The following is a 21,852-nucleotide window of genomic DNA, read 5'->3' on the forward strand; positions in this document are numbered from 1 at the left end:
ACCAATAAGGATTTAAATGCGAATGTACCAAAATATACATTAAAAAATCTAATGTTTTAAGCTAAAAATGTTTTGTTCAACACTCAGCGCAATGCGTTGCAGTGCGTCTTTATAATCACTTTTCACAAACGAATGGCCCGTAAATACTTCAAATAGCTCTATATAGCGCTTCGAGATATTAGTTACCACTTCGTCGGTCATTTCCGGAATTTTTTGTCCGTCCTGCCCCTGAAATCCATTTTCTATGAGCCACTGTCGCACAAACTCTTTCGAGAGCTGCTTCTGTGGTTCTCCGTTCTTTTGGCGCTCACTATAGCCTTCGCTGTAGAAATAACGCGACGAGTCCGGCGTATGAATTTCATCAATAAGAAATATCTGGCCGTTTTGTTTACCAAATTCATACTTGGTATCAACCAGTATCAGTCCCCGCTGGGCTGCAATTTCGGTACCACGTGCAAAAAGAGCGCGTGTATGCTTTTCTAAATTTAAGTAATCTTCCTCACTTACAATACCTTTCGCCAAAATTTCTTCCCGCGATATATCCTCGTCATGGCCTTCGTCGGCTTTGGTGGTAGGTGTTATTATCGGTTCAGGAAGTTTGTCGTTTTCGCGAAGGCCTTCCGGTAACGCTACTCCACAAAGCATGCGCTTTCCAGCTTTATACTCGCGCCACGCATGGCCTGCCAGGTAACCGCGTATCACCATCTCTACCTTAAAGGGTTCGCAGCTTACACCTATAGTTACATTAGGGTCCGGCGACGATATAACCCAGTTCGGAACAATATCAGAAGTGGCTTTCAGGTTGATGCTGGCGATCTGGTTCAGTACCTGCCCTTTATAAGGGATGGCACGTGGCAAAACCACATCAAAAGCGGAGATACGGTCGGTGGCAACTATAGCCAGCCTGTCGTTAAAATAATAAACATCGCGAACTTTACCCCTGTAAAAACCGGTTTGCCCGGCAAAGGAGAAGTTAGTTTCTTTAATGGCCTCCATTAGTGCGTTTGGTTTATCGGAGAGCAAAGTTAGCGTTATTTTCAGAGGGCAAAAATTTTTATAGCTGTACTTCTAAAGGAGTGGCAGCGGGCTTTAGTATTATAGGTTAAAATAACCATGGGCTAGTATACTCACAGATATAGTCAAAGTTTTATATTTTAAAACCTATAGTTTGTATTATTCGATGTATTTGAAACTTTTTATACTTTAGCATGAGGCAACGTTGCCGGCCTATGATGTGCAATGTTACTGGCCATGCCCCTGAAAATGATGAAATGGAAAGGCAGCATCGCAAACCAGTAAAGTCTGCCCAGCAAACCATCAGGTCTAAAAGCGGCCAGTTGCTCCAGGTATGCGCCATCCGGCTTGTCAATTATCCTGAACTGCAGCCAGGCTTCGCCAGGTACTTTCATTTCGGCATACAGCAGCAGGCGCTGCTTTTCGCGGTCTGCTACCAGCACACGCCAGAAATCTATGGATTCGCCGGCCGTAATTTCGGAAGCATGCCGACGTCCTCTTTTTAGCCCGACCCCACCAGCCAGTTTATCCAGCAGGCCACGTATCTCCCACAAGAAATCAGTTTTATACCAACCCTGCTTGCCACCAATACGCCAGATGTTTTCCAGAACTATTGCTGGGTCCTGTTCAATTTTAATAAGCTGTTTATCAGTGAGTAAACCGTGCTCGGGTATTTGTACAAAATCCATATAGTTAAGCCGCATGGTGCCACTCACCAGGGCATCCTTCCAGCTCGATATCACCATGTTCTGCTCTATTTTAGCATAGGCCAGTCTTAGCGCTTCCTCGTAGTTTAAATTCTGGTGCGGAATAAGTTGTTTGATGCGATTATCCTGAACTATAGTATCGTTGCGGAGGCTCTCTACTAAACTGCGGGAAATAGAAAAGCTGGTGCTGGTAACAAAGTAAAGCCAGTAAGAAGATAGCTTCGGTGTGAGGACCGGAACTGTAAAAATAAAACGTTTCAGGTGGCGCACCTTTGCCAGTTTTTCGAGCATTTGCTTGTAGGTAAGCACATCGGGTCCGCCTATTTCCAGTCGTTGTTCATAACAGGCGGGGTTTGAGAGCACGGCAGTAAGGTAAAATATCACATCCCGTATGGCTATGGGCTGGCAGCGGGAGTTGAGCCAGCGCGGTGTTATCATCACAGGCAATTTCTCTACCAAGTCACGGATTATCTCGAAAGAAGCGCTGCCGGAACCAATAATAATAGAGGCCCGAAGTACTGTTAAAAAAGCTTTTGCCTGATCCAGGATATCCTCTACATGTCGCCTTGAGGATAAATGCTTTGACAGCTGTGTGGTATTGGAAAGTCCGCTCAGGTAGATGATCTGTTTAGCTGTAGTGCTATTAAGGTAGGCGACAAAATTTTCGGCAGAGGTATGTTCGGCTTTTTCAAAATCGTTGCCGTGGCCGCCCATGGAATGCACCAGGTAGTAAGCGGCATCTATGTCTTTGGGTAGGGCGGTAAGTGTTTCGGATTGCAACAGGTCGCCTTTAATAATTTGTACTTTATCCTTAAGCGTGTCCTGTAGTTCGAAGCGGCGCGGGTCGCGCACCATACACACGACCTCATGCTGTTGCTCCACGAGAACAGGTAATAGCCGCCTGCCGATATAGCCGTTTGCTCCGGTTAAAAGAATCTTCATGTAAGCATGTTTAGGTAGTATGTTCTGCCATAGCAACAACTAACTAAGCCTGATGTTCAGGAATTATAAAGCTACATTTTTAACGTGTATTTTTCAGGTGCAGGCTGAATTCAGACTCGTTTTTATAGTTGTAAAACATTGAATTACAGGTGTTAAATTGGGTATTTGAAAAAATATTTAATAAAATATTCATCCGGCATTTTGTTTTTAGAGTAAATGTAGTCTAAGTTTGCATCATCAAGTCAATGATCCCTGGCGGTTATTGATTTATAAAGAAGCGTGGAGAGACAGGCTCTGAGAAGCGCTAGCAACCTAACCCCTATGGTAAAGGTGCTAATTCCTGAATCCGGAAGTTCGGATGACTATAAATTGATAAGAACATGAAAAAGGGAATTAAGCCAACACTCGAACGTTTTGTATTTTATCCGGTAGCCCAACTACTTGGAGTATCTTATTTATTTGCTTTCAGGTACATGCGAATGCAAACCTGTTGTTGCTGTCGCTAATCCTTTAGCTTCCTGAACCATTGTGCCCCGCAGCCCCCTGCAGGTTTATACCTGTAGTCCCGCTGCTGTATCCGCACACTCATTTCTCTTTTCGCAATTCAACTTATTTCATACTTTTTAATCAGAAAAATCATGTCTACCACACATCATTTTGAAACGCTACAACTACATGCAGGCCAGGAAATAGATCCAACTACCCGTTCCCGCGCTGTGCCCATCTACCAGACAAGTTCTTATGCTTTTAAAGATGCGGCCCATGGTGCCAACCTGTTCGCCCTGAAGGAATTCGGCAATATTTACACTCGCATCCAGAACCCGACGACCGATGTTTTTGAAAAACGCATTGCTGCCCTGGAAGGCGGCGTGGCGGCTGTTGCGGTAGCCTCAGGGCAAGCGGCACAATTCATTGCACTTACCAACATACTGCAGGCCGGAGACAATTTTGTGAGTACCAGTTTTTTGTATGGCGGCAGTTATAACCAGTTCAAGGTTTCTTTTAAACGCCTGGGTATAGAGGCCCGCTTTGCCGACAGTGATGACGTGGAGAGCTTCGGGAAACTGATCGACGAAAACACCAAAGCCATTTACCTGGAAACGATCGGTAACCCTCGCTTCAATATTCCGGACTTCGAAACTATAGCTGCACTGGCTCGCAAGCATGACCTGCCATTGGTCGTGGATAACACCTTTGGCGCAGGTGGTTACCTGTTCAGGCCGCTGGAGCATGGTGCAAATGTGGTGGTGGAGTCGGCTACCAAATGGATAGGCGGGCACGGCACCAGCATTGGCGGCGTAATTGTAGATGGCGGAAACTTTAACTGGGGCAACGGCAAATTCCCGCAATTTTCCGAACCATCAGAAGGCTACCACGGACTTAATTTCTGGGAAGTATTCGGGACAGATGGGCCATTTGGCAATATCGCTTTCGCGATAAGAGCCAGGGTAGAAGGTTTGCGTGACTTTGGTCCTGCCATCTCTCCATTCAACTCTTTCCTGCTGCTGCAAGGTTTGGAAACATTATCGCTGCGCGTGGAAAGAACGGTGCAAAATGCACTAGCACTGGCGAAGTGGCTGGAAAAACATGAGCTCGTAGAAAGCGTGAACTACCCGGGGCTGGAATCAAGTAATTACCATGAACTGGCGAAGAAATACCTGAAGCGCGGCTTTGGCGGGGTGCTATCTTTTAAACTGAAAGGCGATAGAGAACAGGCGGAGACTTTTGTGAATAATTTAAAACTGGTAAGCCACCTGGCTAATGTTGGCGACGCTAAAACACTGATCATTCACCCGGCATCTACCACACACCAGCAACTGTCAGATGCAGAACAACTGGGCGCCGGGGTAGAGCCGACTTTACTTCGCGTATCGCTTGGCATCGAGCACATTGATGATATAAAAGCAGATTTCGAACTGGCTTTTGCGGCTGTTAAAAATGCAGTAGCAGAACCTGTGCTAAACTAAACTGTAGTAAAACCCACCCCTAACCCCTCCGAGGAGGGGAATAGGATACTCCCAAAAGTCTCTCTTCGAAAAGGACAGATGGAATTCAACGCTAACTATAGAACTATAAATTCAACTATAGCAACAGCAGAAAATCCCCTCTCGGGAGGGGTAGGGGTGGGTTAACTCTAATGTAGAAAGACAACTTCCATGTCCACAGAACAACATACTTTTCATTATCAGCAGGAGTTTAAGCTGGAATCGGGGATCTCGTTGCCCGGCTTCCAGCTTGCTTATACCACCTACGGTACACTAAACCCGCAACGCGACAACGTGGTGTGGGTGTGCCATGCCCTTACCGGCAGTTCAGATTTTACCGACTGGTGGAGCGGCCTGTTTGGAGATGGCAAACTATACGACCCCGAAGACTGGTTTATAGTTTGCGCCAATACACCGGGTGGCTGCTATGGTTCTACTGGTCCGCTTTCGGTTAACCCCAATACGCTGCAGCCTTATTACCATAGTTTTCCGCAGCTTACCAACCGCGATATTGTGGCGGCCTTTGACCTAATGCGGCAGGAGCTGGAGCTGGAAAAGGTGCACACGCTGATCGGAGGGTCGTTGGGTGGACAACAGGCATTGGAATGGGCGCTACAGAAGCCGGACGTGTTTGAAAGATTGGTCCATGTGGCTTCTAATGCGCGTCATTCTGCCTGGGGAATTGCTTTTAACGAGAGCCAGCGCATGGCCATCCGCCAGGACCCGACCTGGGCCGATTATAGTGAACCAGCAGGCCAGGAAGGGTTGAAAACGGCAAGGGCCATCGCTATGCTTTCGTATCGCCACTATACCAGTTATGAGCTTAACCAACAGGAACCCGGCAATAGCATCACAGACAACTATAGAGCTGCCAGCTACCAGGTTTACCAGGGCGAAAAGCTGGCAAAACGCTTTAATGCTTATACCTACTGGTTACTCTCCAAAGCCATGGACTCGCATAACATCGGCCGCAACAGGGGAGGAGTAGAAAACGCACTACATCATTTAAAAGCTAAAACACTTTTTGTAGGTGTAGATACCGATCTTCTTTTCCCGGTAGAGGAACAACGGTTCTTACATGAGCAGGTGCCAGGTTCTGCATTTGCTTTACTGCATTCTGATTACGGCCACGATGGCTTTTTAGTGGAAACTGAGCAACTGATTCAAGCAGTCCGCAATTTCTATCAAACTGAAACTATAAATGAACGATACTATGAAAAACAAACCGTCTAACATCAGGCTCGGCATATTCGGGTTTGGGTGCGTAGGGCAGGGGCTATACGATGTGCTGCAAACTATAGAGCAGGCAGGCATTGAGGTGGCTCCGATCTGTGTAAAAGATAAGGAAAAGCCACGCAGCTTACCGGCATCAGCATTTACTTACAACCCGCAGGACCTGTTACAGGACGAAAGCATTACTCTGTTTGCGGAACTGATAAGTGATGCAGACGAAGCCTATAGTATTGTAAAGCAGGCGCTGGTTGCAGGTAAAACTATAGTATCGGCTAACAAGAAAATGCTGGCGACTCACCTTCCCGAGCTGATAAAACTACAGCAAAACTATAACGGAACGCTTCTGTACGAAGCAGCAGTTGGCGGCAGCATCCCCATCATCCGGACGCTGGAAAGTTACTATAGTTCAGAAACCTTGCAGCGGGTAAGTGGCATTTTGAATGGCTCTTCAAACTATATCCTGTCTAAAATGGAGTCGGAGGGATTAAGCTATAGTCTGGCGCTGCAGCAGGCGCAGAAACTTGGTTTTGCAGAGGCAGACCCTACCTTAGATGTTGGTGGTTTTGATACGGTAAATAAGCTAAGCCTGATAGCGGCACATGCTTTTGGAGTAACTGTTAAGCCGGAACTAATTCTGCGTTTCGGGATAGATGTAGTGGGTGAAGAAGACCTGGAGGCTGCTGCAACTATAGAGGCACGCATCAGGTTAGTAGCTTTTGCAGAAGTAAACCCATTTAATGAATTAAACCTGCACGTACTACCCACATTTGTGCCGGCACAAAGGGAACTATACCATGTTGTAAACGAAACGAATGGTGTAACGATAGATCCGGTTTTTGCCGGTGAGCAGTTTATAAAAGGGCGAGGAGCCGGAAGCCACCCGACCGGATCGGCAGTGTGGGCCGATGTTTCGGCAGCCATTTCAGGGTACCGATATGCTTACCGTAAAACCAAGATTAAAACTATAGTATTAAATCAGGATAAAAAAATAACTATATACCTGCGTTGCCCGGGTGGTGCCTCGTTGCCGGAAGCCGCGTGGGAAAACCTTGTAAAGATTCAGGAAACAGGTGAGGCAACTTCTTTTACAGCTGATATTTCAGTTAAAGAGTTACAAAGCATACAGACCGACCTGGCAGCCAACCACATATTTATAGCCCAGATAGCAGCAGAGCAAGCTGTAAATATTGCACTAAAATTAAAGCAGAAAGCAGAGGTTGCTTATAGTTGATTTGTAAGGTTTCCGGGATAGTGGCATTTAAAAATAAGGGCAAGATTGGTTTATTGTACTATATAAAGGCTTGTAGTTTAGAAAAGTATTCAAAATAGTAGTAAAGGAGCATAGCTGTAACTTGTAACTATACGTACAACAAGTATTTACGAGAACTTTATAAGCGATTACTATGAAGACTATTCTACCCTTGTTTATAATTATATTAACGGTTTTCGGGCTTGCCAGCTGCAGGCAGGAAAACGTTTCTCCTATACGGAATGTACGGTTTGATCCAAAACTGCTGAACCCCATGAAGGTTGCTGACCCCTGTAAGAACTATAGCTACACGGCAGGTGCTGAACTTAAAAGCCTTGGAACTATAAATACAAGCCAGGTTATAGTTGCATTCGACGATAAACTAACCGATGCACAACGCGGCGAGGTAATCAGCAAATACGGATTTGTAACCGGTATACTTAACCAGCGTGCCAGCCAGTCCGGGATGATGTTTACACTGAACCTGACCGACGGACTGAACTGTGCTCAGGCTGAACAGGCCATCCACGAACTGAAAAAAGACAACGCTATTAAGTATGCTGGTCCTTCTTTCATAGTTGATGGGGAACAGGCGATCGGGTTGAGCAACGAGGTAATGGTTAAAACAGATGCCAGCGGAGTAACTGCTTTAAAAGAAATGGCAGCCAACTATAATGCCGAACTGATCGGGCCGGTGGGAGCGGATTCGTACATACTGCGCGTAACCAAAAACTCAAAAGGAGATGCACTTGAGTTAGCCAACTCCCTGAAAGGCCAGAAAGGTATAACACATGCCACACCTGATTTTATTCTTGCCTTGTAGTTACTGTTCCATCTAAAGTAAAAGTCCGCTCCCAAACTATAGGAGCGGACTTTTTTATAAACTATAGTGTAGCTGTAAACTATAGATAAATAGCATTTGCTTTTTCGCGCAGGTTGTAGCCAGATGCCATTACTTCGCCATAAGCCCCTGCCGTCCGGATAGCTACTAAGTCACCGCGGTTGGTTTCAGGTAACATCACCGCTTTTCCAAAGCAGTCGCTCGACTCGCAGATCGGGCCAACAACATCGTAACGTTCTTCAGCTTTCTCGCTTGTCAGGTTCTCTATTTTGTGGTACGACTGGTACAACGCTGGGCGGATCAGTTCGGTCATGCCGGCATCGAGTATAGCAAAATTGGTCGTAATGCCTTTTTTGATGTACAGCACTTTCGAGATCAGTGTTCCGCATTGTGCTACCAGCGACCGGCCCAACTCAAAATGCACTTCCTGTCCCGGGCGTACTTCTAAAAACTGGTTAAACAGCCCAAAGTAAGCTTCAAAATCAGGTATCAGGTTTGCATCCGGGTTATAGTAGTCTACACCAAGTCCGCCGCCCACGTTAATATGCTGCAGGGTGATATTGCGCGATACAAACCACTCCTGGAACTCGTTAACTCTCGTGCAAAGATTCTTGAAAACAGTAAGGTCCGTTATTTGCGAACCAATGTGAAAGTGGATGCCGATCAGCTCTATATTTGGCAACGTTTTCAGCAGATTCAGTACGCTTTCCAGTTCCCAGGCATTTATCCCGAATTTGTTTTCTTCGAGGCCGGTTGTAATGTACTTATGCGTGTTAGCGTTTACATTCGGGTTTATGCGCAGTGCTATTCGGGCCGTTTTACCTTTGGCAGCCGCCAGTTCGTTCAATATCTCCAGCTCGTGCTTCGACTCGCAGTTAAAACAGAAAATATCCTGCTCCAGGGCATAATTTATCTCGGCATCAGACTTCCCGACACCGGCAAAAACTACATTCTCTGGTTTAAAACCATTCTCGATCGCACGTTTCACTTCATTTCCACTCACGCAGTCGGCCCCAAAACCTGCATGCAGCATTTCGGCAAGTATAGGTTCGTTGGCGTTTGCTTTTAAAGCATAATGTACGTGGTAGTTATATTTGGCTGCTTCGGTGCTGGCACTTTTCAGTGTCTGGCGAAGTAGCTCTAAATTATAGGCGTATAAAGGAGTATCGTGCTGCTGCAGCTCCTGTAAATGTTGTTTCAGCATGTTCACGGTTCTTAAAAAATCCCCTCGTTCAGTTTGGTGAGTGCTTCTACTTTATCAGATGTATTGATCAGAAGGCTTATATTATTTTTGCTGCCACCGTAAGAGATCATGCGCATCGGTATGTTTTTCAGCGATTCAAAAACCTTCAGGCTGGTACCGCTTTTTTCAGCAATAAAATCGCCCACCACACAGATTATAGTCTGGTTCTCGTCTACTTCTACCTGGCCGACTTCTTTCAACTCTGCTACAATCTCATTCAGAAACTTGTTGTTATCTATAGTTATAGAAACAGCCACTTCTGACGTCGTGATCATGTCGATCGGGGTTTTGTAGCGCTCAAACACTTCGAACACAGAGCGCAGGAAACCATAGGCCAATAACATTCGGCCCGACTTTATTTTGATTGCCGTAATGTCATCCTTAGCCGCTACAGCCTTTATGCCGCCACCCGAAGTTTCAGACTGAATGATAGTACCTTTGGCCTCAGGCTGCATGGTGTTTAGCAGGCGAACCGGAATGTTTTTCTGTTTGGCCGGCAACACGCTGCTCGGGTGCAGAATTTTAGCACCAAAGTAAGCTAGCTCAGCCGCTTCATCAAAAGATAGTTCCGCAATAGGGTAGGTGTTCTTTACTATGCGCGGGTCGTTGTTGTGCATGCCGTCAATGTCGGTCCAGATCTGGATCTCAGAAGCATCTACGGCAGCGCCTATCAGCGATGCAGAATAATCGGAGCCACCACGTTTCAGGTTGTCGATCTCGCCAAATGCATTGCGGCAAATGTAACCCTGCGTAATGAACAGCTTTGTGTCCGGATATTTTTCCAATTCCGTTTTGATGTTCTTGGCAATGTAAGCGGCGTCCGGCTCTTCGTTCTCATCTATCTTCATGAAGTTAAGTGCCGGCAACAGTACAGACGGAATGCCTTGCTCTTCCAGAAAAAACTGGAATAATGCCGTAGAGAGCAACTCACCCTGTGCCAGAATAGCGCGCTCCTCGTGTATAGTGAACAGATCCTGGGTAAAAGCTCTTATGTAATCGAAATGATTGGTGAGCAGTTCGTTTGCCTGCTGTTTCTTTTCCGGGGTGGTGTAGAGCGATTCTACAACCTGTTTATAGTTATCGTGTAGCGCATCTATCAGCGCATTCGCGTCTTCGTTCTTGTTCTGGTACAGCGTTTCAGCTATTTGCACCAGCTTGTTTGTAGTGCCCGACATAGCAGACAGCACCACAATTTTAGGTTCGCCGTTATGGATCAGGTCCGCAACGTTCTTCATTCTTTCAGCAGACCCCACAGAAGTGCCACCGAACTTTAATACTTTCATTTAAAAGCTTAAGTGTAAAATTGTATTTTAAGGTAGCTGCAAAATTAAGAAAAACTATGCAGGATTTAAGTATAGGCAGCAGTACAATTATGCAAAAAGGCCAGCTTTATAGGCCGGCCTTTCTATAGTTGTTCAGTTGCTTATGTCTACTTCTTCAGCACTTTAACAGAAACGTCTGAATTGTTACCTGTTATCCTGATGATGTAGATGCCTCTCGCGAGTTGCTGCGTATCCAGGTCGTAGTTGTTCATGCCTCGCTCCAGGGTAGTTTTTATTGTTTGTAACTGGCGCCCCTGCAGGTTATATAAGGTGAGTGTAGCTTCTTCAGTTGCCGGTGCAGTTATAGTTACAAACAGTTTTTCAGAGAACGGGTTAGGGTACGCCTCCAGAATAGTGTTGGCTGTAAGTGTTTTGTTTTTAACATTAATGGTCTTGCTGTATTTGTGCGTGCCATCAAAATCCACCTGCTTTAACCTATAATAGCTAACTTCCGGAAGTGGTTTGGTATCTGTAAAGCTGTACTTTATTTTGCGGTTGCTCGTACCATTCCCTGCTACGGTGCCTATCATACTGAACACTTTTCCGTCTTCGCTGCGCTCTATCTCAAACCTGTCGTTATCCAGTTCCGAAGCCGTTACCCAGTTTAATAGTACACCTTTTAAGTCGGTAGTAGCAGTAAAAGATATAAGCTCTACCGGGAGGGGGGTGATATCAGGTGGGCGGATGCTCGCGCTATAAAATCTCAGAGTCAGCGGCAGGTCCGTTGTTTTTCCTGCATTATCTGTTATCCTGATCATCATTGGATAATTACCTGACGCCAGATTATACCTATTTGATACTCTGATTGTGCCTGTACTTGGCAACAGTTCGGCGCCGCTTGGCCACGTTCCAGAAATAAATTGTGCCGAAGCAATTCCATCCGGGTCAGTTACAGTGGCAAGCTCTTCAAAGTCAGCATAGTCTGTTACCAGTTTATTACTTCTTACACTGTATTCAGCAGGGCAGTTTACGGTAATTTTAACAGAACTTGTAGTAGTAACATCATTACAACTGGATTTAACAGCCCATTGGAAAGTATACTCCCCGGAAACAAGATTTGAAACAGTAGAATTATAAAGTGTATTGTTTGAAAACACAGGATTAGCAGAAGCAGGTTTTGAAACTATAGTCCAGAGGCCAGTGCCCGGGGTAGGATTGCTGCCTGCCAACGTGTAGGTGCTTCCGCAGGATGTTGTATTTGGCCCCGCTGATACTGTGCCGCCTGTGCCATCTGTAGCAGTTATACTTACCGATTGGCTCATTCTTAAATCTGTACAGGAGCCACCACTCACTGTAACATAAAATTCTTTAGTACCAGTAGTTGTAAACAAGTTGTTGTTCAGGGCAGCAGGTATTGTGTTACCGTTACCTGCAATATTACTTCCGATCTGGATTGCTGTGGTTGGGCTAGTTTGTTGGAAAATCTTGTAAGTATAAGCGTTTTCGGTAGCAATACTAATTGTTACGTTTGGAGAAGCGCCTGCACAAACTATTGTTTGATTAGCTGTTACGGCCCTGTTTACATCCGGCCCGCCAGTTATAGTTATGGTTTTAAGGATCGTATTCTCAGCTACGCAACCTGACGTTGTTCCTGTAATTACAACTCCATAGGTAGTTGTTGTTGATACAGTAACCGGCGGAAACGAAATGTTGCCGTTTGCAGTCGGAATAATTGGTGCTCCGATCTTGTCTTTGGTGCTGTTGTTAATGATAAGCTGATAAGAATAACCTGTTTCTGCAGCCTGAACCGTTATAGTAGAGGCAACATTAGCGCAACTGGAAGTTTCAGGAGTAGCAGTAACCGTAAAATTCTTTGGAACAGCCGGGTATAAGGTTACTGTTAATGGACTACCTACAGCACTCTGGCAACTAGCACCAACTTTAATAGTTTGTACCTGCAACTTAGTACCGCTGGTAACAACCGGGTCTGATTGTAACGTTACAGCTCTGCCAGTACCAAGTACCGAAGGACCAAACTGTGTGTAAGTGGATCCATCAACCTTGTATATATTGTAAATTATTCCTGCCTCTGTAGTAGAAAGATTTATATAAGCCGGAGTGTTCGGACAAATGGTGCTGGACACAAGCGTAGCGTTGGAAGTCGATGTAACAGGATTACAGGCTACAGTAGATGTTGCAGTTACGCTGGTCTGTGCGCTTTCACAGGTTGAATTGGTAGATCCTTTTACTGTTACTGTCAGTTTTGCCCCAGCATATAATTCAAATGGAGATATGTTTGAGAATGTAAAGGTACTACCCGAAACGGTAGCATATATTATATCCCCGTTGCTATTAACATAAGCTTGCCCGTTAATGTAAAGTGTAATTACAGACCCATTAGCAGCATTATAATTACCCGTAACAGAAGTGCTGCCTTCGTAAATAGTAGTACCTATTGAGGTGCCGGTTATAGCTAAACCTGTATTACTAGGTACAGCGTTTATAGTTATGCCTGCAGATGGCGCACTAACTGATTTGTTTGGAGCAGTTGCGGTAGCAGTAAGTGTTCCGGAAGATTGGCTGGTTATAGTTGCTGACCAGGCGCCATAAGCGTTTACTGTGGTTGTACCAATCTGTGTAGTGCCAACATACACTTTAACCGTAGTACCTGCAGCTTCAGTGGATGTACCTGTTACTAATGTAGTAGCGCCGCAGTAAGTTCCGGTTATAGTTGGGGCAGATGATGTTACTGAAGCAAAGAATGAAGTCGTTTTTGATGTTAATGTTGTACACGGACTCGTGACAAGATTTCTAGCATAAAATTCATCTCCGTTTATTATTGGCTGATTTGCAGGTATGGTATAAGTATATGACCAATTGTAACGGGTATTGGTTGCTATGTTAGATGTATTGGTTCGACCAACCTCAATGCCATTTTTATATATGATAATAACTGAGTTTGGGTAGGCGCCGTTACCACTTAAGCTTAAAGTAGTGCTAGTCAGGGTGCTTGATGATAAGGTTGGCTTTATAGGCTCAGAAGTAGATCCGTTGCCAGTACCACCCGATGCACATATTTGATTGGATGCTACTGATTCGCAGTTTCCTGCTGCAGATGGAGTAAATGTAGCATAATAGGTTCCTGCTGTAATGGAGTTACCAGATTTATCAAATTCTAAATTCCAATTAACAGGTTCTGTAAATGTGCCTGATGCGATTAAAGTAGGAGGGTTAGGTGAGTTGTCTCTGAATACTTTTATTATTCCGGCTTCAGTTGTAGTGCCTTTAAATCCTTTATTAGCATTTGCTAAAGACATTTCAGGGGCGGCAGTATTACACTGAACTTGATTTATTACCATTACCGTAGTAGAAAATGCAGATTCATTTTCCATACTGGGTTTCACTTTTGCAGTGATAGCATCGTTCAGTGCCAGGGTAATACCAGATGTAGAAAAAGACCAGGACCCATTTGTTCCTACGGTAGTTGTGCCTATACTGATACCATTCCTGAAAACGGTAATAACAGACCCAGCCGTTTCAATTGATGAGCCAGTAATAGCTGTGCTATTTGTATAGATAGGACTGTTTACGGTTGGAGCTGCTGCTGTAACTGCTGTAAAGCCAGTATCCTTAATATCAGTAGGGGTAGAGAGGGGAGTATTCGTGATAATTGATTTCCAGATATCAGCTGAAGAGCTGCCTGAATAAAGGTTATCATCTACACCACCAAAATCGGATGCTGTACCAAATATCCCGCTTTTTGCGCTGGTAATGGTTACACCCGTCATGCGGAGCTGAGTTGTAGGGGTTATGGCATTTCCAAATGCCGTCATCGGCACATAAAAGTCGTAGAAATAGTCTGCATCGCCGCCACCCGTTGAGCCTGCAATCGCTTTCTGAGAATACTGATCCACAGACCCACTGAAAATCTGGACTCCGCTTGGGTTGCTGGTATAATCGTAAACCCGCACGTCAAAATTAGTAGCTAACAGTACTTCAAACTCGAAGCCGGGGTTAGTTCCTGTTCCAGTTAGAGTGTTGTTTGTATCAATAAGAATACTATAGCCTTTTGATGCAGTAGATTGACCAGCCAGCCTTACACGAAAAAGGAAATTCTTGCCATCATAGTAGGAGGCCATCGGGGAGCCGACCAACTGGCCATTGGCATATACTTTGGGAGCAAAGTCGGTGTGGCCGTAGCTGCCACCTGTCTTCAGGTCAGCCAGAGGCTCGTCCATAAAAACAGGAAACGGACGATAAGGAATTTCGCTGTATTCTGGTCCTTCATCTAATCTGTTTCCACCAACAAGTTGAAAACCAAGATTAGTTTTTGAAACATAACCATTTCCATCAGGGTCCAGGACCTTATTACCACCATTCGTCGCGATCTTATAAATAAGACCGGGCGTTTGGGCATTAACATTTGAGGTAATAAACAAAAAGCAAAGCAGAAACAGACTGCTTAACGAAGCGTCGCGTAAAGTTTTATTCATTTTTGGCTAAAAGGAATTGAAAACTAAAGTTTTCACAGTCTTATTTGTAGGAGGGAGCGAGGTAAGCGTAAGCAAGAATAAGAGATACAATAAGAAGGTAATTGCATCAATTTTATAAAATCATTGTGCTGGTAATGGTCTTAGTTATACGGTATTATTGATATCATCCTAAATGGAGGTGCAAATATGGGCAAAAAATATCCGACTATAAAAGAGGAACTATATATTTGGTAATAAATAATTGGTTGTTATAACCTTGGTTGTAGATATTTATAGGAGAATAATTATACCAGTGCTATATAGCTAAATCAGTCTTAGGATAATTGATGCAGCATTTCCGCCGAACCCAGCTGCATTTATGAGCAAACGATTGTAGTTGTAAGGAGAAGTTGGAGATGTAATAATTGTGAGATAGGGGAAAGATGCAAACTTCTGATTATTTAAAATAAACATGGCATACTGCAGACTTAGCGCACCGGAGGCGCCCAGGGTGTGGCCAAGAAGAAACTTGTTAGTAGTGATGGCCGGTATAGTTTCGCTGAAAACTGTCTGAATGGCCTTTAGCTCCGCTGCATCACCAACTATAGTTCCGGGAGAGTGAGTAATGACCAGATCTATAGTTTGATCCGCTTCTGGTAACTGGCTCAGCGCGTGTCGCATACTTTTCTGGAAGTTCAGGCCTTCAGCAGAAATACCGGTTTTGCTTTTGATCGGCTCAAATCCGAGTCCGATTGCTTCCACAACTATAGCTCTCGGTTTTAAATCAGATTCAGAGACTAACTCTAACGCGAATACGCCGGCGCCTTCGCCTAATACAAAGGTGTTCTGTTTAGTGATAGCATACGGCTGGCAGGGGTATGGCTGGTCGTATAGTTTGGAGTAGATGCCGACCGCCTTCATCTGGGCGATGGTAAAATCGGTGAGAGGTGCTTCGGTGCCGCCAGCTAAAAAGCGTTTGGCCATGCCTGCGCGTAACCAGGCTGCTGCGTTAGCCACTGCCATTAAAGCTGTGCTGCAGGTAATAGAGTGGCTTATTTGCGCGCCACCTGCATTAACGGCATGTGCCACCCAACTGGACAGGTTACCTAAGGTAGTCGTAGGAGAGGAGCCTGAAGAAAGTTTATTTTGCTGAAATGCATCCAGGTGATGTTCGAATAAGCCGGTTGCTCCGCGCGAGGAACCAATATTTACACCGAGGTCGTGGTCTGTAAAATCCTGCTGCAACCAACCAGCCTGCTCTGCGGCCTGCCGCGCCGCATATACCGCCATCAGAACCGAGCGGTCCAGATGTTTATAGTTCGGATTACTTTGCAGGAGCTGCTGTAGTTGGTTTTCGGCTGCTTCGGGTAAAGCTGCAATTGGTGTGGGTGTGCCCTTATGAACTATAGTTTTAAAGGCAGGCAACCCTGAACTATAACTTTGCGCTATAGATTCCTCATCGTGGCCCAACGGCGATATCGCCCCGCAGCCTTTGATGACGATATGTAGCCTCTCTGCTTTCAAACTGATGCAAAAGTAGTGTGTCTGAACTAAGATTTATAGGATTAGGCGGATTTTAAGCTTTTTGTCTGAACCCGGATTTAAGGATGGATAGGATTTCAAATCCGGTGATTCAGTAAATCCTGCTTTAACAATTAACCAATAGCTGCTGCATGCCTTTTATGGTTTGGTATACCTTATCAAGCTGCTCGTCGGTGATGCAGTAAGGAGGGATGATATAGATGATGTTGCCTAGCGGACGAAGGATAACGCCCTGCTCCATCGCATAGTTGTAAAGCGTGTCGCGCAGGTTACTGAAGTAGGAGGTGCTTTCATCGGCAAACTCTATGGCTAGTATTGTTCCCTGCTGTCTGATCTCTTGTATACCTGAAAGTTGTTTTAACGTTGCTGCAAAAGCCTTGTGTTTAGCGGCAATGCGTTCCAGGTTCTGTTGTGTTTCTGGGCTTGTAGTTAGCTCTAAGCTGGCAACGCCGGCAGCGCAGGCAACAGGGTTTGCGGTGTAACTATGACCATGAAATAATGTCTTGCTCTTGTCGTCTGCCAAAAAAGCATCGTAAATTTTATCGTTGCAGGTAGTTACGCCCAATGCCATTGTTCCGCCCGTTAAGCCTTTCGACAGGCAGACCATATCGGGTTTGTGCTGCAGATAGTGGCTTGCGAAAAGTTTGCCGGTGCGGCCAAAGCCCGTCATCACTTCGTCGGCTATAGTTAGGATCTCGTGCTGCTGGCAGATCTGCATCAGGTTGTCCAACACTTCGGGCGTGTACATCACCATGCCAGCCGTGCCTAACACCAGCGGCTCATAAATAAAAGCGGCTACATCGCCGGTTAGGGCAATGGCTTCCAGTTGGTTTATAGTTTCCTGTTCGTTGCCGGGTGTAGGTACATCTATAAAAGTCACATCAAATAAATACGACCAGAACGGAGCCGTGAAAGCACTACGACTGCTCACAGCCATGGCCCCAAACGTATCCCCGTGGTAAGAGTCCCGGAAAGCGATGATCTTCTTTTTAGGTATGCCTGTATTTGCCCAGTACTGTATCGCCATCTTCAGCGCCACTTCCACCGCCGTAGAGCCGTTATCAGAATAGAATACCTTGCGCTGGCCTTCGGGTAAAATCTTCAGTAAGCCTTCAGCTAACTCTACGGCAGGCTGGTGCGTGAACCCGGCGAAGATAACATGCTCTAAAGTCTGTAGTTGCGCGGCAACTTTTTCGGCAATGTAAGGGTGTGCGTGCCCGTGCAGGTTTACCCACCACGACGCTACCGCGTCAATATATTCCTTACCATCTTCAGCAAACAGCAACGCGCCTTCGCCCCGGACTATAGCAACAGGCAGGTCGGCGGTTTTCATCTGCGTGTAAGGGTGCCAGATGATGTTTTGGTCGCGTTGGGCTAGGGTCAATGTTGAATGTGTGATTTAGTGAATGAGTGAAAACGTTTTAAAGTAAAGTTCTAACTATAGGCAATTCTTTGTGGTTAAAGATAAGGCACAAATTCCTTGGCATACGAAGCAATAGTTTCCGGGCAGAAATCGGCTTCCTGACGGATAGATGGCAGGCGGCGCAGGCCTGTGTACTTTATGATAAAGTCTTCGGTAGAGCTGTTTTCTTCGCCGTTAAAAATGATACCGGCCACAGGCACTTTGCGGTAACGCAGCACTTCGGCGGTCAGCAAAGTGTGGTTGATGCTACCCAGGTAATTGCGCGATACCAGCACCACTTCCAGACCAAGTTGCTGTACCAGGTCGAGTATCAGGTAGCGTTTATTCAGTGGCACCATCAGTCCGCCGGCGCCTTCCACTATCAGGTTGTTGCTGGTTTCAGGTAGCGTGATGCCTTGTACGTTAATCTCACGACCTTCGGCGGCAGCGGCTTTGTGCGGCGAAGCGGCCATTTTTAAGCGGTAAGCTTCCGGGTGAAAAACAGAAACAGGGTTAGAAACCAGACTGTGCACCGTGTCTGTATCTGTAAAGTCAAGTCCGCCGGCTTGTACTGGTTTCCAGTAGTCGGCTTGCAGGGCTTCGGTTAAAATTGCGGCGGCGACGGTTTTCCCTACTTCCGTACCGATGCCTGTCACAAAATAGCGTTTCATAAGTTGTTGGTTATGGCCTGCACGAGGCCCACAATTTCTTCTTCAGTATTATAAGCGTGTACTATAACCCGCAGTCGTTCTTTGCCTATCGGTACGGTGGGCGACAAAACGGGTCGTACATCAAAACCTTGTTGTTGCAATGCCAAAGCCAGCGGCTTAAGTTGAACGGCATCATCCACAAAAACAGAAAGTATTACACTATCTGCGGGCGTGCAACGGATGCCTTTTATCGTATTTAACTGCCCGTATAGTTGTGCTGCCAGTTTTTTTACCCGCTCGCGTTCAGGCTGTAGCTGCGGCAGCAAACTATAGGCGCATTTTAAAGCCAGCAGCGCGTGTTTTGGCAAACCGGTGGTATAAATAAAAGCCCGGCTATAGTTTACAAGGTAATCGCGTAGCACGTTTGGGCCAACTATAGCGGCACCATGGTTGCCCATGGCTTTTCCGTAAGTAATAACCTGCGCGAAGACCTTATCCTGTAAACCTAAAGCAACGGTTAATCCTTGACCATTCGGGCCGTATAAGCCCACGGCATGGGCCTCGTCAACTATAAGGGCGGCGTTGTGTTCTTCGCAAACTATAGCCAGTTCCTGCAAAGGGGCTTTATCGCCATCCATAGAGTAAACGGCCTCTACCACTACAAATATCTGTCCGGTAGCGTGCTTCAGTTTCTGTTGCAGATCGGTGACATCGTTGTGCCTGAAACTATAGCTTTTCGCAAAGCTCAGGCGCAGACCGTCTTTCATGGAAGCATGGCTGGCTTCGTCGTAAAAAACAGTGTCGCCGCGCTGTGGTAGTGCTGAAAGCAAACCCACATTAGCCATGTAACCGGAGTTAAAAAGCAATGCCGACTCGCCTTTGTGGTACCCTGCAACTATAGTTTCCAGTTCTTCAAAAAGCGGGTGATTGCCTGATAAAAGCCGGGAACCGGTTGCCCCCAATGGTAAATGGTTAAAGTTGGCTTCTTCCCGCCGTATCAGTTGCTGCAACTTTTCCGAACGGGCAAGGCCGAGGTAATCGTTTGAGCAAAAGTCTGTTAGGCCGGAGGTGGTTTTAAGCACACGTAAATTGCCCTGTGCTGCCCGTTCCGCCAGTTTTTGCTGTAATCTTTCTGACAAAGGACTGGTTGACAAAGGACAAAGGATTTAAAAGTGAATTAATGTCTTATGCCTGGTTTGAAGAATCTCTTAGCGTGTGTCATCCCCTGCCCCCTTCAAAGGGGGACATTCAGCAATGCGTAATTCTACAACTATAGTTTTACGTCAGGAGAAAAAAGTCCCCCTTTGAAGGGGGCAGGGGGATGACCACTGTCCACGAAGAAACTTCAGTTCAAAAGTCTTTTGTCAAAGGACTAGCAAACGTTCTGTGTCTCTTCTTTAAATGATTTTCTTGGATTTAAACCCAGCAGCTCGAACATGGCTTTGTCTGCGTCGAAATCCGGGTTTGGTGTGGTTAACAGTTTCTCGCCCGTGAAGATCGAGTTTGCACCTGCCAGGAAGCAAAGCGCCTGCTCGGTTACGCTCATGCGCTCACGGCCAGCCGACAAACGAACCATGGTTTTTGGCATCAGGATACGGGCCGTGGCAATCATGCGTACCATTTCCCAAACAGTTACCAATGGCTGATTTTCGAGTGGCGTACCTTTAACCGGAACCAGTGCATTTACAGGAACTGACTCGGGGTGCTGCACCATTGTAGATAAGGTATGCAACATGCCGATGCGATCTTCGTCGGTTTCGCCTAAGCCGATAATGCCGCCCGAACAAACAGAGATCCCAGCCTTACGCACATTATCGATCGTGTCTAAACGGTCGTCGTAGGTACGGGTGGTAATGATGTTACTATAGTTCTCTTCTGAAGTATCTAAGTTATGGTTGTAGGCATATAAACCGGCTTCTTTCAGCTTTTCGGCCTGGTATTCGTTTACCATACCCAGGGTACAGCAAACTTCAAGACCCATATCGTTAACGCCTTTCACCATGTCCAGTACCTTGTCGAAGTCGCGGTTATCGCGCACTTCGCGCCAGGCAGCACCCATGCAAAAACGGGTTGAACCCCCATCTTTTGCACGTTGCGCAGCGGTTAATACCTGCTCCTGGCTCAGCAGTTTGTGCACATCCACATCTGTATGGAAACGGGCTGCCTGCGGGCAATACGAGCAATCTTCAGGGCAGCCGCCGGTTTTAACTGAAAGCAAAGTACAAACCTGTACCTCACCGGTTGCCTGATGTATTTTATGAATATTCGCCGCTTCTACGATCAGTTCGAGAACCGGTTTATAGTATATCGCTTTTATTTCGTCCAGTGTCCAGTCAGTTCGGATGGCTGTGTTAGTATCTGTCTGCATCATAATTCGCGGTGTTTAGACTGCTAAGGTAATCCGTAGAATCAGGAATAAAAAATTAAAATATAGGGTAATTTTAGTGGAAAAATAGCTAATAGACTCAGCTGTTGCGCCATCTGTGTGGAAAAATTACTTTGTTAATTTGTTGAGAAAGTGTGCACGACCGACTGAGATCAGAATGTGAGAGTGGAACAACGGCAACTTAAGCCCTACCAGCAAACTATAGTTTAAACTATTGTTTTTTTCGTTCGGCGCGGTTTTTCTGAACAACTAAAATGAGAGTGGAGGCGATAACGGCTCCTAAAAAAGCGGCAAAGGTATCTTTCTGTGCATCCCAGATATCGCCTTGCGTACCCAGATAAGCCTGCCCCTGCTCCGTGAAAAAGATATCAGCAACAGCCCACTCAATTATCTCATACAAAGCGCTTACAGACAGGGTAGTTTGCACGGGGTAAAACCAGGCCAGTTTGCGGGGGTAGCCCAGCCAGTTCACGAACATCTCGCGCATAGGATAAGCCAGTATCAGCCCGAATCCGAAGTGTATCAGGCGGTCGTAATGGTTGCGCTCCAGGTCCAGCAGGTCTTTGAGCCAGAAGCCAAAAGGGTTTTCGGCGTAGGTGTATTTGGAACCATACACGTGCAGGCACAGAAAAATACTGATCAGCACATAGCTCAGGTTACTGAAGGTGTAGCGCTTGTAGGTAACTATAAGGAAGAGCAGCGCGAGAAAGACCAACGCATTTTCGAGCAGCCAGTTGTTCATGTCGTTGGTACCGACGAAGGTGCTGACCCAAACAATAACGAACCCAACTATAGCTGCCAGTAACCAGGTATTTTGAAGCAATGGTCTGCGGGTTCGGGGGATGGTGTGGTGCATAGCTTGCCTGCTTATAGTTGCAGATTTAGCTACGGTAACTATAGTTTAGCGGTTGAATAAGCTTGTAA

General features: G+C 45.9%; 15 protein-coding genes and 1 riboswitch. Of the genes, 4 read left to right on the forward strand and 11 right to left on the reverse strand.

Annotation, left to right across the window (positions count from 1 at the left end; all coding sequences use genetic code 11):
• Window positions 1-48: 48 nt before the first annotated feature.
• Together ABS362_RS05820 and ABS362_RS05825 are read right to left on the reverse strand one after the other, a co-directional pair.
• Window positions 49-996, reverse strand: coding sequence for a phosphoribosylaminoimidazolesuccinocarboxamide synthase (locus tag ABS362_RS05820; protein WP_350411415.1), 948 nt, complete (start codon window positions 994-996; stop codon window positions 49-51).
• 200 nt (window positions 997-1,196) lie between these two features.
• A complete protein-coding gene (locus ABS362_RS05825; RefSeq protein WP_350411417.1) occupies window positions 1,197-2,663 on the reverse strand; it encodes an SDR family oxidoreductase in 1,467 nt (488 codons plus the stop codon).
• Between the two features lie 264 nt (window positions 2,664-2,927).
• Window positions 2,928-3,034, forward strand: a riboswitch (SAM riboswitch).
• Between the two features lie 267 nt (window positions 3,035-3,301).
• Between ABS362_RS05825 and ABS362_RS05830 the strand changes: the two genes are divergently transcribed.
• The 4 genes from ABS362_RS05830 to ABS362_RS05845 all read left to right on the forward strand — a co-directional run bounded on the left by ABS362_RS05830 (window position 3,302) and on the right by ABS362_RS05845 (window position 7,953).
• Window positions 3,302-4,630: an O-acetylhomoserine aminocarboxypropyltransferase/cysteine synthase family protein gene (locus tag ABS362_RS05830; protein ID WP_350411418.1), complete on the forward strand. Its 1,329-nt coding sequence runs from the start codon at window positions 3,302-3,304 to the stop codon at window positions 4,628-4,630.
• A gap of 189 nt (window positions 4,631-4,819) precedes the next feature.
• Complete coding sequence (gene metX / locus ABS362_RS05835) at window positions 4,820-5,881, forward strand: homoserine O-acetyltransferase MetX (protein WP_350411419.1); 1,062 nt, start codon at window positions 4,820-4,822, stop codon at window positions 5,879-5,881.
• Window positions 5,862-7,112 carry a homoserine dehydrogenase gene (locus tag ABS362_RS05840; protein ID WP_350411420.1) on the forward strand — a complete coding sequence of 417 codons (1,251 nt, stop codon included), beginning with the start codon at window positions 5,862-5,864 and terminating at the stop codon, window positions 7,110-7,112. The genes metX and ABS362_RS05840 overlap by 20 nt, the downstream gene beginning before the upstream one ends.
• A gap of 172 nt (window positions 7,113-7,284) precedes the next feature.
• A complete protein-coding gene (locus ABS362_RS05845; protein ID WP_350411421.1) occupies window positions 7,285-7,953 on the forward strand; it encodes a hypothetical protein in 669 nt (222 codons plus the stop codon).
• Between the two features lie 79 nt (window positions 7,954-8,032).
• Here ABS362_RS05845 and lysA read toward each other — a convergent pair whose 3' ends face one another.
• The 9 genes from lysA to ABS362_RS05890 form a co-directional block, all read right to left on the reverse strand.
• Complete coding sequence (lysA, locus tag ABS362_RS05850; RefSeq protein WP_350411422.1) at window positions 8,033-9,175, reverse strand: diaminopimelate decarboxylase; 1,143 nt, start codon at window positions 9,173-9,175, stop codon at window positions 8,033-8,035.
• A gap of 11 nt (window positions 9,176-9,186) precedes the next feature.
• Entirely contained in the window at window positions 9,187-10,497 is a 1,311-nt protein-coding gene (locus ABS362_RS05855; RefSeq protein ID WP_350411423.1) for an aspartate kinase, read from the reverse strand.
• A gap of 146 nt (window positions 10,498-10,643) precedes the next feature.
• On the reverse strand, window positions 10,644-14,969 hold the full coding sequence (locus ABS362_RS05860; protein ID WP_350411424.1) for a T9SS type A sorting domain-containing protein: 4,326 nt from the start codon (window positions 14,967-14,969) through the stop codon (window positions 10,644-10,646).
• A gap of 303 nt (window positions 14,970-15,272) precedes the next feature.
• Window positions 15,273-16,472, reverse strand: coding sequence for a beta-ketoacyl synthase N-terminal-like domain-containing protein (locus tag ABS362_RS05865; RefSeq protein ID WP_350411425.1), 1,200 nt, complete (start codon window positions 16,470-16,472; stop codon window positions 15,273-15,275).
• A 124-nt stretch (window positions 16,473-16,596) separates the two neighbouring features.
• The gene (gene bioA, locus ABS362_RS05870) at window positions 16,597-17,823 is read right to left on the reverse strand and encodes an adenosylmethionine--8-amino-7-oxononanoate transaminase (protein WP_434086516.1); all 1,227 of its coding nucleotides are present in this window, start codon (window positions 17,821-17,823) and stop codon (window positions 16,597-16,599) included.
• Between the two features lie 125 nt (window positions 17,824-17,948).
• On the reverse strand, window positions 17,949-18,563 hold the full coding sequence (gene bioD, locus ABS362_RS05875; protein ID WP_350411428.1) for a dethiobiotin synthase: 615 nt from the start codon (window positions 18,561-18,563) through the stop codon (window positions 17,949-17,951).
• The gene (locus ABS362_RS05880; protein ID WP_350411430.1) at window positions 18,560-19,681 is read right to left on the reverse strand and encodes an aminotransferase class I/II-fold pyridoxal phosphate-dependent enzyme; all 1,122 of its coding nucleotides are present in this window, start codon (window positions 19,679-19,681) and stop codon (window positions 18,560-18,562) included. The genes bioD and ABS362_RS05880 overlap by 4 nt, the downstream gene beginning before the upstream one ends.
• 233 nt (window positions 19,682-19,914) lie before the next feature.
• Window positions 19,915-20,913: a biotin synthase BioB gene (bioB, locus tag ABS362_RS05885; RefSeq protein WP_350411431.1), complete on the reverse strand. Its 999-nt coding sequence runs from the start codon at window positions 20,911-20,913 to the stop codon at window positions 19,915-19,917.
• Window positions 20,914-21,139: 226 nt separating this feature from the next.
• A complete protein-coding gene (locus ABS362_RS05890; RefSeq protein WP_350411432.1) occupies window positions 21,140-21,784 on the reverse strand; it encodes a DUF2238 domain-containing protein in 645 nt (214 codons plus the stop codon).
• Window positions 21,785-21,852: the final 68 nt, after the last annotated feature.

Source organism: Pontibacter populi (assembly GCF_040278685.1).
Classification (GTDB): domain Bacteria; phylum Bacteroidota; class Bacteroidia; order Cytophagales; family Hymenobacteraceae; genus Pontibacter; species Pontibacter populi.